Annotated in this window: 8 protein-coding genes; 1 reads left to right on the forward strand and 7 read right to left on the reverse strand. The window is 62.3% G+C overall.

The window, feature by feature from the left end; translation table 11 throughout:
- Positions 1-10: 10 nt before the first annotated feature.
- From HV670_RS03020 to putA, 5 genes are all read right to left on the reverse strand, one after another.
- On the reverse strand, positions 11-574 hold the full coding sequence (locus tag HV670_RS03020; RefSeq protein ID WP_175103158.1) for a GNAT family N-acetyltransferase: 564 nt from the start codon (positions 572-574) through the stop codon (positions 11-13).
- Positions 575-721: 147 nt separating this feature from the next.
- Complete coding sequence (locus HV670_RS03025) at positions 722-2422, reverse strand: methyltransferase domain-containing protein (protein WP_175103159.1); 1701 nt, start codon at positions 2420-2422, stop codon at positions 722-724.
- Positions 2423-2500: 78 nt separating this feature from the next.
- Entirely contained in the window at positions 2501-4174 is a 1674-nt protein-coding gene (locus HV670_RS03030) for a hypothetical protein (protein ID WP_175103160.1), read from the reverse strand.
- Between the two features lie 223 nt (positions 4175-4397).
- Entirely contained in the window at positions 4398-5543 is a 1146-nt protein-coding gene (locus tag HV670_RS03035) for a branched-chain amino acid ABC transporter substrate-binding protein (protein ID WP_175103161.1), read from the reverse strand.
- Positions 5544-5633: 90 nt separating this feature from the next.
- Positions 5634-9623 (reverse strand): trifunctional transcriptional regulator/proline dehydrogenase/L-glutamate gamma-semialdehyde dehydrogenase, encoded by a 3990-nt coding sequence (gene putA / locus HV670_RS03040; protein ID WP_175103162.1) that lies wholly within the window; start codon positions 9621-9623, stop codon positions 5634-5636.
- Between the two features lie 263 nt (positions 9624-9886).
- Here putA and HV670_RS03045 point away from each other — a divergent pair, with 263 nt between their 5' ends.
- Positions 9887-10090 (forward strand): hypothetical protein, encoded by a 204-nt coding sequence (locus HV670_RS03045; protein ID WP_175103163.1) that lies wholly within the window; start codon positions 9887-9889, stop codon positions 10088-10090.
- An 88-nt stretch (positions 10091-10178) separates the two neighbouring features.
- Here HV670_RS03045 and HV670_RS03050 read toward each other — a convergent pair whose 3' ends face one another.
- Positions 10179-12425, reverse strand: coding sequence for a primosomal protein N' (locus tag HV670_RS03050; protein ID WP_175103164.1), 2247 nt, complete (start codon positions 12423-12425; stop codon positions 10179-10181).
- A gap of 441 nt (positions 12426-12866) precedes the next feature.
- Complete coding sequence (hemE, locus tag HV670_RS03055) at positions 12867-13949, reverse strand: uroporphyrinogen decarboxylase (RefSeq protein WP_175103352.1); 1083 nt, start codon at positions 13947-13949, stop codon at positions 12867-12869.
- Between the last annotated feature and the right edge of the window lie 186 nt (positions 13950-14135).

Consider the following 14135-nt stretch of genomic DNA (forward strand, 5'->3'; position numbering starts at 1 on the left):
CGCGCTCCCACTAGTCCAGGAGCCGCTGAGACGACTCGATACGGGCGTGCGGTGGGTCGCCCATTACAAACTCATCTCGCAAGATCGCCATCTGCACTATATCGCGATAGGCGCCGTTCTTGAATATTGCCTGTCGATAGCGGCCCTCGTCGACGAACCCGAGCTTGGCATAGAGGCGTATCGCTCGCTCATTGTCAGCCAGGACGGTTAGGTAGATTCGATGCAAATTGAGGTCATGAAACGCATGGTTCAAAATTGCCTTCGTAGCGATCGATCCCACGCCCTTGCTTCGCCAGTTTTCCGAACCAATTTGGATCGCGAATTCTGCCGATCGGTTTAGCCAATCGATGCCCAACAAATATACAACCCCAATGAGTTCATTGTGGCCCACAGTGATCGCAAGCCTTACATTGTTGGCGCGTGCGCCTAGATAAGTGGCGAACCATTGCCGGTCGACTTCGGGTGAGACATACCGATATGCGCCACAAAGGTGGTCGACGAGCGCACGGTCCGCTCGCCAGCGATTGATAGACTGTATGTCATCACCGTTAATCTCACGAAGTTGGACATGCATATTTGGCCCGCGAAAAGTCTCAGGTGTTCGAGTGGTCAAGTTGAGCGGCGTGCGAAGAACCGGCTCGGACCAGGACCAAAGATGAAAAGAGACACTTCAGCCTTGGTCAGATCGAGCGTGGTCTTCCACGTAGCCAACCTGCGAGGCTCAGCCGACAAGCACCGTCGTCAAGGGTTCTTTGGCGAACAGGAAGAACGGCTCTTTCCCGTTGCAGCCGTACACATCGGGATGGAAGTCGCCCAGCATGCTTTCGTGTGATAGCAGGTCGCCTTTCAGCCCCGCAGCATGAAAATAGTCCACGATGTCGGCGCCAAACAATCTGACATGATCGTCTTGACCGAAATATTCGACCGCAAACGGCGTCGGTATCGTGCCGATCAACTCCATCGTCCACCTGAGCTTAGGAGCGTAAGGAGTCTGTGCGACGAGGTGACCACCCGGCACCAGGCAACGGTGAAATTCAGCGAGCGCGGTCTCGGGCGATCCAACATGCTCAAGCACATGATTGCAGATGATCAGGTCGAAATAATCATTCGGGAAGTCAAGTGTTTCCACGTTGACTTTCCGGTGAGCAGGTACCCGGGGGAAGAGGTCACCGCCAATATATTCGAGCGGATTCAGTGCCCTGAGTCGAGGCTCCAGCGCAGTTTCTGGCGCGATATGCAGCACTCGCTTGCCGGTTAGGTCTTGCACGAGACCTGCGCGCGTGAGATACAGCCATACGTGCCTGTCGCGATCGTTGCATCGGCAACTCGGGCAAATATGCTTGTCGAGGATCGAACCGACACCTTCGACCTGTGTCAGGAAATGGAACGGCATTTGCCAATGCGGATGAGGCAACCATTGTGCAACGTGCCGCTCACACACCGGACAAAACGGTTGCTGGTCCGCTGGCGGCCGCAGCTTCGCTGCGACTCTCGCCTTGACCGCGGCCCTTGCATCATTCATGTCGGATTGAAATCGCGGTGATGCGAAGAGCTCCGTCTCGGGACACCGACCAATTTCGTCCAAATGGCTCTGAAGTCGCTGAATCTCCGGGAGCGATGCGCCGTTGTGCGCATACATCTGGCTCAAATTGTGTTTGGCCGCCATCAACGCGGCACCCGAGAGATTGCCGGCGGAAGCCTCACCACGAATGAACAACTCCCATTCGAACAGGCCTGCGCTAAACGCGGGTGCTGCCGCGTTGGAGTTTTGACCAGAGTGCTGCCTGAAACCACTGAGATATCCTCCCACAGCGACAATCGGCGCACGTTCGGAGGCGTACAGATACATAGCCACATCGACGAGGAACTGCAGTTCCCCTGACCTGTAGCGATGGATATGGTCAAGGTCGAGCAGACTCTTATTTAGTAGTGTATTGCTCGGCTCACCCACAAAATTCTTCAGCTTGCCTATCAGATGGGTGACGAGAAAAGGCCGATCGACGAGCGCCATCTGCCCTTCTGGCAATAGCGGCGGCGGCATGAACGTAACCGTCTCGTTGTGATCGATAAACACGCGTCCATGAAAAGCCAGCGCTGAATTCGGATGCGCGCGCAATGCCGCAACGAGTGCCTCGACGGAGGTCGGCATCAGGACGTCATCGTCGTACAGCCATTTGACGTACTGGCCTGTCGAATTGAGCCACAGTTGGCGACAATTCTTGATGCCATCTTGGAATCCGTGATGGAAGTACTTGATCCGAGGATCCTTGAACTGACCGACGATATCCCTGAGATCACCGTTTCGAGTATCGTCACCAACGAGGATCTCAATATCCTCGAATGTCTGATACGTCGCGGTGGACAGGGTTTTCGAAATGTACTCCGACTTGAACGCCGGAATCAAAATGCTGACGGTAGCCATCTAAGTCTCTTCATCTATTTCGCTGCTGGAAAGCCTAAGCGGTTAGAGTGCCTAACACACCTTGGTTGGCCTCTGAATTTACAACGGCAGCACGAACTCAGTGAGGACCGGTTGCAGGACCTCGTTCGACTGGCCGGTGAACTTCGCCCGCCAGTCGATGTGCTCATAGGCATTCGTGAGGTGATTGAGCAGCAGATAGCTGCCGAGCCGTTCCGCGCAAAGCACCCAGTTGTGCATGCGAGCGCTGTCGATTCTTTGCCCGTACCGCTGCAGGCAACCGCGCACGACTGTTTCGATCGAGGTGATCGCGCGAACCCAGAAATCAGTCAGGAACACGCCCATGCCTATGCCGCCTGGAACGAAGCGCTCCTCGGCAAAAAACGGCATGACCTCACCCTTATTCAATACGCGCTGCTCGACGGCCTCGGCAGTGAAGCGCAGTAAGTCTTCGGTAAAGTACGCATCTGCGCACTGGTCAATCCACGGACCGTTGCCTGCCGGCCTCTGGGACGAAAGCGCATCGCCAAACACAAAGTCGCGCGTGCCCGGCTCCATCGCATCGTCCAGCACGGCGGCGTCGAGCATCGCGGGCTCGAGCAGGTGAGCATGGCCGGCACCGACTCGGCCGCCGATCGCGTGATTCGTCACGAATTCGCTCGGCGTGCACAGACCGATGCGGCGAACCTGGAGCCGGGTCTTAACGAGATAGCCCTTAAGCGCAAAGCAGCCCGCGAGCGAGCCGAGTTGCGCCTGGTACGGTTCCCATTCGGGCGCCAGATCGCGCGTGTTGACCCTGCCGGCCGCCTGCTGGTTACCGATGTGAACGGTCGAAACGAAAGAGGGATATTTGAATCGCAGTGGCTTGTCGGCTAGACACACATACAACAACTCGGGCGCCACACGGCGCGGCGTCTGGATGAAACCGTCTTTGGTGGCGGCCGCGCCCTCGCCCATGACAGCTTTCAGAATTGCGCCGCGCAGCGCGAAGAAGCCCCCTAGCAGGCTCTTGTCGCCATTCCTCAGATAACTTGCCTTGAGAGTGTCGAGCATCACCATCTGTTCCCAGAACGGGGCGAAACTCGGGTGCGAGAGCGGCATCCTACGTACGTCGAACGGGCACACCTTGAGGTCGGGCGAAAGCGCGAGCACCAGCGACGCGATGCGTTCGGTGAGGAACACCTTCATGCCGACTGGCAGACGGTAGATCGTCAGCGAGTTGAGATGACTCGCAAGGGTCGTGTCGTTCTTCTCGCAAATGTCGAAGAGCTTCTCGGTCAGTGCGAACCACGTCTGCCAGAACGATGGCTTCGCGACGAAGTAATTGCAGTAGACGGTCGTGCGGAAGTCCATCACGAGCGTCTCCAGGTCAACATCGACGCCGATCTCCTTCAGGTAATCGTGCGCGACCTCGACGTGCCCCGGATGGAACATGTTGGCCTGTTCGAACACGTTCAGGTAGCACGCCGAGTCTTGAATGAACGGCGAGAACGTATAGATGTCATGACCCGGATGGCTATCGATATGGTGTTGGACGTCCCGCCCCGAAAGTCCGGTCTTCGCGCCAAAGCTAGGCGACAGGAACCCATACAGCTCGTCGCTGTTGAGCGTGTTGTTCAGAAAAAACTCGCGAATCGCCCAGTATTCTCGCCAGTCCGCGCGCGGATTCTCGATGTTGTCCAACGGTATGAAACCCGGGTCGACCTGATTGCGCGTCCGTTCGTCGTAGAAGATCTGGAAAATATTCGCTTTCATGGGACTGCCCGTTCCGTTTTCACGCTGCCATTGTTCGATCGCGGCACGTTGCACGCCTGTCGTCAGGCGCACCAGGGCGCACGTCTCTATGGTTTCGGAGTATCGGGGAGAACCGCAACGGGTGAGACTCCGAACTGATACCGGAATCCTGCCTAGTTTGAAGATTTGAAGTGCGGCACGGGCGGACGACGAGCGCCGCCACCCGTGTGAAACATCGGCTCGCTTACTTCCCGCCGACCGTCTGCAACGTCGTCCACTTCCCATCGACGACCTTGTACACCGTGATCCCGCCGTTCTTGAGATCACCCTTCGCGTCATAGCCCAGGTCCGAAGACGTGACCGCCGGCATGCTCGTCTTCGCAAGGAACGGCAGGTACTTTGCCGGGTCCGTCGAGTTCGCGGCCTTCATCGCCATGAACAACGCCATCGCGCCGTCATACCCGTACGGCGAATACGTCTGCGGATCGGCGTTGAAGCGTTTCTTGTATTCCTCGAGATACTTCTTGCCGCCCGGCATATTGTCCATCGGCAGGCCCGCGAGCGAAGCCACCACGCCATCGGCGGCCGGGCCGGCGATCTTCAGGAAGGTGTCGGACTTGACCATCTCGCCGCCCATCAGGGTCGACTTGATGTTGAGTTCGCGCATCTGCTTGGCCATCGGCGCAGCCTGCGCATCGGCACCGCCGTAGAACACGCCATCCGGATTCTTCGCCTTGATCTTGGTCAGCACAGCCTTGAAGTCGATCGCCTTGTCGTTCGTGTATTCACGATCGACGATGGTCGCGCCAGCCGCCTTGGCCGCCTTCTCGAACTGATCGGCCAAACCCTGGCCGTAGGCCGTGCGGTCGTCGATGATCGCGACCGTCTTGAAGCCGAGCCCCTTGACCGCATAGCTGCCGACCACCGAGCCCTGCTGGGTGTCGGAGGTCATCATGCGGAAGGTGGTCTTGTAGCCCTGCTGCGTGTACTCGGGGGCGGTCGCCATCGAGACCTGCGGAATACCTGCCGCTGCATAGATGCGCGAGGCGGGAATCGTCGTGCCCGAGTTGAAGTGGCCAATCATGCCCTTTATGCCATCGTCCACGAGTTTCTGTGCGACGGTCGTACCGACACGCGGGTCAGCCTGGTCGTCAGCCTTGTCCAGTACGATGCGCACTTGCTTGCCATCGATCACCGGCTTGGTCGCGTTGAAGTTTTCGACCGCCAGCGTGACGCCGTTCAGGAAGTCTTCACCGTAGTGCGCCTGGGCTCCGGTCAGCGGGGCGGCAAAGCCGACCTTCACATCCTCGACCGTCTGCGCGCTGGCCGTAGCGGCTACCGCGACGTAGGCGAATACCGCCACCATGCTTTGTTTCGTCGTGAGTTTCATTCACTGCTCCTTCCTGTGTCCCTGGTGTGGTAAAGCGGAACGGCCTTGTGGTAGCAAGACCGGCCCTCATTGATGCGATCGCCTCGGATATCAGCCGATCGTCATCAAACTTGCATTGCCGCCGGCCGCGGCAGTATTCACGCTGACCGACCGCTCGCTGAGCAGGCGCTCGAGTGCGTAGTCGTCCTGCCCATTGTCGAGCGCCCCGGCTGCTACGCCCTGGACGTTGACGATCGGACCTGCGCGGTCGGCGACCCGCCGGATCAGCGCATGCAGCTCGTCGCTGTCGCCTTCGAACAGCACCGCGTCATAGATGGCGCTTTGCTCGTCCTTCTCGACTCGCACGAAGTCCTTGAGCGCCGCGGGCAGTGCGCCCACCAGCTGGCCGCCGATGCCCGGCGTCAGCAAGGCACGGTTGCCCGTCGCGAGCGCGGCGACAACTTGCGCGCGCGCACCGCCGAGCGTCGACGCGACGCACAGCACGGTGCCACGCGGCCGCAGCGAGTACGTATTGCGCTCGCCAGTCGGGCCCGGCAGGATCGCGGTCGCACCCGCAAGCGGCTTGAGCAGGTGCGGATCGCAACGCGCGACATTGCGCTTGTCGTGCTGCGCATAGAGCCAGTCGCGATAGCTGCGCAAGGCGGCGATCGCATTGTCAGCGCCCGCACTGCTTGGGTCGGCGTGGGGACGAGCAGACACGAGCGCAGGGTCCGTCGCGCCACCGTCAATCGAGAGCCCACCGGCCAGCGAGGGCGGCAAGCCGGCCGGACGTGTCGCGAGCAGACGCGTGAGGTAAAGCGGTCCGCCCGCCTTGGGGCCGGTACCCGAAAGCCCCTCGCCGCCGAACGGCTGCACACCGACAACCGCGCCGATCACATTGCGGTTCACATAGATATTGCCGACATGCGCATGCTCGGTCACGAGCGCAATGGTCTCGTCAATCCGTGTGTGAATGCCGAGCGTGAGACCATAGCCGGTCGCCTTGATGCTGTCGAGCAAGGCCTTCATCCGGGTGCGCTTGAAGCGCAGTACGTGTAACACCGGCCCGAACACTTCGCGCTGCAGCTCGGCCAGCGAATCGAGTTCGATCAGCGTCGGTGGCACGAAAGTACCGTAGCGCGCAGCATCGCCGAGCGGCAATTGATGAACTGTGCGGCCCTTCGCGCGCATCACCTCGATATGCGAGTCGATATTGCGCTTCGCTTCCGCGTCGATGACGGGGCCGACATCGGTCGAGAGACGATCGGGATTGCCGATCGACAGCTCGTCCATCGCACCCTTGAGCATGGTCAGCAAGCGCGGCGCGACATCGTCCTGCACGCAGAGCACGCGCAGCGCCGAGCAGCGTTGACCCGCCGAGTCGAAGGCCGACTGCAGGACATCGAAGACGACCTGTTCGGCGAGTGCCGACGAGTCGACGATCATCGCGTTTTGGCCGCCGGTTTCCGCGATCAGCGGGATAGGCTTGCCGTCGGCGTCGAGGCGTTCGGCCAACGACTTCGCGATCAGCCGTGCAACCTCGGTCGAGCCCGTGAACATCACGCCGCGCGTACGCGCATCGGCCACGAGCGTCGCGCCGACGGTCGCACCATCGCCCGGCACGAGCTGGACGGCACCGAGCGGCACCCCCGCCTCGCGCAGGATGCGCACCGCCTGCGCGGCGATCAGCGGCGTCTGTTCAGCGGGCTTGGCGAGCACGGGATTGCCGGCCGCGAGCGCAGCCGCCATCTGGCCCATGAAGATCGCCAGCGGGAAATTCCACGGGCTGATACAGACGATCGGGCCGAGCGGACGATGGGTGTCGTTCTTGAAGTCGGTACGAATCTGCGCCGCGTAGTAGCGCAGGAAATCGGTCGCCTCGCGCACTTCGCTGATCGCGTTCGCGAGCGATTTGCCGGCTTCACGCACAATCAGACCCATCAACGACGGCATGCTGGCTTCGAGCAGATCGGCGGCACGGTCGAGACAGTCAGCGCGCGCACCGACCGGCGTCGATGCCCAGATCGGTGCGGCACCGACGGCGTTCGAGAGCGCGGTGGCAATCTGGGCATCGCTTGCATCGACGCTCAAGCCGACGATATCGCGCAGGTCGGCCGGGTTGCGCACTTCGCGCGCGGCCGCATTGCCGGCCTCGTCTGCCTCGACGAGCATCGGCGCCGCGTGCCAGCGCTGGTTCGCGCTCGCCAGCAAGGCGGAGGACAGCGAGGCGAGACGATGTTCGTTCGAGAGATCGAGACCCATCGAATTCGCACGCTCGTCGCCGTAGAGCTGGCGCGGCAGCGGGATCTTCGGGTGCGGCGCGCCGAGCGGAACAATCGTCGAGGCTTCATCCACGGGGTCGGCCACGAGTGCATCGAGGTCGACGTTCTCGTCGGCGATCCGGTTGACGAACGACGTGTTCGCACCGTTCTCGAGCAGGCGGCGCACGAGGTAGGCAAGCAAGGTCTCGTGCGTGCCCACCGGCGCATAGATCCGGCACGGGCGGTTCAGCTTGCCACGGCCCGTGACTTCCTCGTACAGGGGCTCACCCATGCCGTGCAGGCACTGGAACTCGTACTGCCCCGGATAGTAGTTCTGCCCCGCGAGCTGGTAGATCGCCGAGAGCGTATGCGCATTGTGCGTCGCGAATTGCGGATAGATGGCATCGGGTGCGCCGAGCAGCTTCTTCGCGCAGGCGAGGTAGGAGACGTCGGTGTAGATCTTGCGCGTGTAAACCGGATATCCTTCGAGCCCGTCGACCTGGGCGCGCTTGATTTCGGTGTCCCAGTAGGCGCCCTTGACGAGGCGGATCATCAGGCGATGGCGACTGCGGCGCGCGAGATCGATCAAATAATCGATCACGAAGGGGCAGCGCTTCTGGTAACCCTGCACGACGAAGCCGATGCCGTTCCATCCCGCGAGCTCCGGGTCGAAGCACAGCGCTTCAAGCAGATCGAGCGAGATCTCGAGGCGGTCCGCTTCCTCCGCATCGATGTTCAGGCCGATGTCGTAGCCACGCGCAAGCACGGCGAGCGAGCGCACGCGCGGCAGCACCTCGCTCATCACGCGATCCTGCTGCGCGCGCGAGTAGCGCGCGTGCAGCGCGGAGAGCTTGATCGAGATGCCCGGCCCCTCGTAGATTCCGCGGCCACCGGCCGCCTTGCCGATCGAATGGATCGCCTGCTCGTACGACGCGTAGTAACGTTGCGCGTCGGCCTCCGTGGTTGCCGCCTCACCGAGCATGTCATACGAGTAGCGGAAGCCCCGCGCCTCGAACTTGCGGCTATTGGCAAGCGCCTCTGAAATCGTCTCGCCCGTGACGAACTGTTCGCCCATCAGACGCATCGCCATGTCGACGCCCTTACGGATCAGCGGTTCGCCCCCGCGGCCGATCAGACGCGTCAGGGCGGATGACAGGCCCGTCTCGCTATTGGTCGTGACAAGCTTGCCCGTGATCATCAAACCCCAGGTCGCGGCATTGACGAACATCGACGGCGCATGGCCGACATGCGACTTCCAGTCGCCCTTGCTGATCTTGTCGCGGATCAGCGCATCGCGCGTCGCGCGATCGGGAATCCGCAGCAGCGCCTCGGCGAGGCACATCAGTGCGACGCCTTCCTGGCTCGACAAGGAAAATTCGTGGATCAGTCCTTCGACACCTCCACCCGTGCGCTTGCCGCGCAACGCAGTGACCAACGCCTTCGCAAGCTTGCGGGCCGCCTCGGCCTGCGGCGCGGGCAAACGCGCCTGTTCGATCAGCAACGGCAGGCACTCCTGCTCGGGACGGCGATAGGCCGCGGTGATCGCGGCGCGCAGCACGGATTGAGGTTGCACGCCCTGCGCGAATTCAAGGAAAGGGTGCGGCACTTCTTCAAGTGCCTGTGCGTTCATCGTGACGCCGCCATAACCATCGCTCGCGGTGGGCGTCATCGCCACGCCACTGAGTTCGGGCGGCAACTGGCCGCCCTCGATTTTTTCGAGGTAAGCGAAGATCGCCTGCTTGATGAGCCAGTGCGGCGTGCGCTCGATACGTTGCGCCGCATCGCGCAGGCGCGCGCGCAGCGGCTCGTCGACTTTGACGCCGAGGGTAGTGCTTGCCATGTTTCGATACTTCCGGGGGCCGACGGAATGCCGGCAAAAAATGCCAGGGTCGCACGGATCGTACGCTTGCCACCCCCGAGGTGCAACCCATTCCGTATAGGGGGTTGCACCTACCGTCAAACGTGCCAATCTAGGTGTTTTCCCTAGTAATACACTCTGCAAACTTTGCCGTTAATGCGTCCATGGCGGACATGTGACCGATTTCAGTCGACGACGTGATCCTCTCAACAAAGATCACATGAACGACGGAGCGGGCGATGGGGATGACGAACTGGATAGTCTGCGGCGGTATCTGGCTGGTCTGCGCATGCGGCGCCCTGTTGTTCATGCGCGGTGCCTCCATCGTCAATGCCCGCGCCGCGGAACTCGACGACGCAGCCGCGGGGTTCGATACGCGCCCGATGGCGCCGGGCTCGCGGCCGGCCTTGCATGCTTCGCGAAGCTCGCGGCCGCGTTCGGCGCATTGATTCCGTTCCCGGAATCTCGTCTTCTGAATTGACGCAGGATTGATTCGAGGGGCCAGGTCGTGTCCCTCCTGACTTCAATACCGCTGCGTCAGATATCGAGCGGGTCGACCTCGACCGACCACCTGAGCACACCCTTCAATTCCCGCAGCAACGGCTGCCAAGCGCGCAACGTGGCCTGCAGCGCCGCGCGCGAGCCGCTCTCGAGCAAGAGTTGCGCGCGGTGGACGTTCATGACCTTGACGATCGTCAGCGGCACCGCGTCGTAGCGCGTTACCTGATCGGCGCCTGGCAGGCCGTCGAGCGCCGCCGCGGCCTGGTCGAGAAAGGCAAGCGCCGCTTCGAGTGTACGGCCGTCGGCGCGCAGCAAAGCCTGGAATGCGAACGGCGGCAGGCGGGCCTCGCGCCGTTCCCCGAGCGCCGCGCGCGCAAAGCCCGGATAGTCATGGCGGACCAGCGCGCCATAGAGCGCATGGCCCGCATAGCGCGTCTGGATCATCACCTCGCCGGGCAGCCCGGCGCGCCCTGCCCGGCCGCTCACCTGCATGAGCTGAGCGAACAGCCGCTCGCTCGCGCGGAAGTCGTGCGAGAACAGCGCGGCATCGGCGTTCAGCACGCCAACCAGCGTCACACGTTGGAAGTCATGCCCCTTGGCGATCATCTGTGTGCCGATCAGGATGTCGACATCGCCCGCGTGGACATTGTCGAACAGCGCTTCCGCACTGCCCTTGCGGCGCGTGCTGTCGGCATCGATGCGCAGCACGCGCGCACCGGGCACCACGCCCGCAAGCGCCTCTTCGACACGTTGGGTGCCGCGCCCGAGCGGTGCCAGGTCGATATTGCCGCACTCGGGACAGGCACGCGGGATCCGCGATTCCCAGCCGCAGTGATGACAGCGCAGCGTCCGATCGACCTTGTGGAGCACCGTGTAGGCACTGCAGCGCGGGCAGCCCGCGAGCCAGCCGCATGCGTCGCAGGCCAGCACCGGTGCGTAGCCACGCCGGTTGACGAAGACCAGGCTTTGCTCGCCGCGCTCGAGCCGCGCGCGCAGCGCGGCGATCAGCGTCGCCGACATGCCCTCGACCGTTGCGACGCCACCGCGTTTCTCGGCGTCCTGATCGATCAGGCGGATGGCGGGCAATACGGCATCGGGCACCGCCCGTGTCGCAAGGGTCAGCCGACGGTAGCGCCCGTGTTCGGCCTGTTGCCAGCTTTCGAGCGAAGGCGTCGCCGATCCGAGCATGATCGGAATGTCGAGCTGCTTGGCCCGCCAGATGGCGAGATCGCGTGCGGAATAGCGCAAACCCTCCTGCTGCTTGTAAGCCGGATCGTGCTCTTCGTCGACCACGATCAGCGCAAGCCGCGGCAGCGAGGCGAGCACCGCGAGCCGTGTACCCAGCAGAATCCTCGCACGGCCGGTGTGAGCGGCAAGCCAGTTGCGCGTGCGCTCGCCTTCGGCAAGGCCGCTGTGCAGGCTGACGATCGAATCGGCCGGCAATGTCCCGAAGCGGGTGCGAAAGGTTCGTTCGAACTGCGGCGTCAAGTTGATTTCAGGTACCAACACGAGTGCCTGCGCATCGGGCTCACGCTCGAGCAGACGCGCGAGCGCGCGAAGGTAGACCTCGGTCTTGCCGCTGCCGGTCACGCCATACAGCAGGAAGGGCTTGAAGCCCGCTGCCCCCTCGATCTCGGCGAGCGCGGCGAGCTGGTCCGGAGTCGCCGCGGGAACAGGTACGTCAGCGGCACCCGAGGCACCGAACGAGCCAGGTACACCGCCCTCGTCACTGAGCCTCTCCGCCCAGCCGTTCGCCTGCCATTCATCGAGCGTGGCGATGGCCTTCGGGTGCAAAGCCCTCGCCTGCGCCGGCCCGAGACCGGCCGGAGCACGAAGCCCCTGCGCGAGCCGTCGCAAGGCGGCCGCGCGTGTCGGCAGCGCTTCCGGGAGCGCCTCGTCGCCAGCCTGGGTCAACCGGTAACGCCGCTCGCGCGCGAACAGCCGCTCCCAGCGCTCAGGTTCCCTCAGGGGTGTCGGCAAGGCCGGCATGGCGACTTCACCCAGTGCGCGCTGGTAATAGGAGGCGGCAAACGCAATCAGCTCACACCAGGCACGCGACAACGGGGGCATCGACGCGCACGCGATTTCCACATCGCGCAAACGCCCATCGCTCACCTCGGTCTGTGTCGCAATCTCGAACACGAGCCCGACCACACTGCGCTTGCCGAACGGCACGCTGACCAGACGCCCGACCTCCGGTGGCGCCTCACCTTGCCACCGATAGTCGTAGAGCGACGCGAGCGGATGGTCGAGCGCGACTCGGACGATCGGCGGTGGGTTCACAGCCTTGCTCCAGCCGACGTGCCAAAAAACGCATGCCTGGCCGAAAAGCAAGCTCTGAACTTAAAGTGAAACATCAGCTTCAACGCTAAGCTTTGGATTCGCCACGGGTTTTGTGCAGGCTCGCAGAGGCTGTGGATAACTCTGTTGAAAAGCTGGAGGAATACGCGGGAAAACGCGCGCGGGCCGGTCCCTGCAAGTTTCCACGCATTTTTTTGCACATGGACCTAGCCCTTATAAATCAATGGTTTGCAAAAAATATTGCGGGCTGCGAAAGCGCGGTCTGTAGCCTGCAACCCTTGACGCGGCGCAACGGCCCGAATGTGCATAAGTAGCATCTTGACAAAGCCGGAAGTCAACGCTGGCGCCACTTTTCAGCCCCCATTCAGCGACACCGGTAATACCAGTGGTCCGCAACGCAGCAACCCTTAGCGTCGTCGCGACTTATCGCCGCATCCCACGGCTATAACGATGAACCTCGTCCACCAGCGCGGCGACGCTGTCGATCGGCGTGAATTGATTGATTCCATGGCCGAGATTGAATACATGTCCCGGGTGATTGCCGTACGCATCGAGTGCCGCGCGGGCCTGCGCTCGTACGGCCTCGGGCGGCGCGAAAAGCGCGTTGGGATCCAGATTGCCTTGTAGCGCGACCCGGCCCCCGACCTGCTCGCGCGCCTTGCCGAGATTCACGGTCCAATCGACGCCGATCGCATCCGCCCCACTGTCTGCCAGCTCGTCGAGCCACAAACCGCCCCCCTTCGTGAACGCGATGACCGGTATCTGCTCGCCTTCGTGTTTACGCTTCAGCCCCTGGATCACTTTCTTGATGTAGCTCAGTGAGAACGACTGAAATGCGCCGTCGGCGAGGGCGCCGCCCCACGAATCGAAAATCATCACCGCTTGCGCACCGGCTTCGATTTGCGCATTCAGGTAGGCGGAAACCGCTTGTGCGTTGATGTCGAGAATCCGGTGCAGGAGGTCAGGACGGCCGTAGAGCATCGACTTGATCGTCCGAAAATCAGCCGAGCCACCGCCTTCGACCATATAGCAGGCGAGCGTCCAGGGGCTGCCCGAAAAACCGATCAGCGGCACGCGCTGGTTTCCCGCCGAATCGACGAGCGCGCGGCGAATCTGCGAAACGGCGTCGGTCACGTAGCATAGCGACGTCTCGATCGATGGCACGGCCAGCCGCGCGACGTCGGCTTCGGTGCGAACCGGATGGGCGAAACGCGGACCTTCGCCAGCCTCGAACGACAGGCCGAGTCCCATTGCGTCTGGAATCGTCAGAATGTCCGAAAAGAGGATCGCGGCGTCGAGCGGAAAGCGCTCGAGCGGCTGCAACGTGACTTCCGTTGCGAAATCGGGGTTCTGTGCGAGATCGAGAAAGCTGCCCGCGTCGGCGCGTGTCGCCTGGTATTCGGGGAGATAGCGGCCCGCCTGGCGCATCAGCCAGATCGGCGTGTAGTCGGTCGGCTGGCGGCGCAGCGCCCGCAGGAACGTATCGTTGGAGAGCTTCGAGATCACGGCGAGATCGGCAAGGGGCAAAACCGCATTCTACCGGAGCGGTCGCGCTTGCCACGGAATGGACAGGAGCAGGAGCGACTGGAAATAGCGAGCATGGTGTCGTGTGCGAGGCCCATACCAGCCTGGCTACGACGGCCTTGGCCGAACGGCGGAGTATTCGACGCCGGCCCGTGTCCCTATCATCCT

The organism is Pararobbsia alpina, from assembly GCF_902859895.1.
Classification (GTDB): domain Bacteria; phylum Pseudomonadota; class Gammaproteobacteria; order Burkholderiales; family Burkholderiaceae; genus Pararobbsia; species Pararobbsia alpina.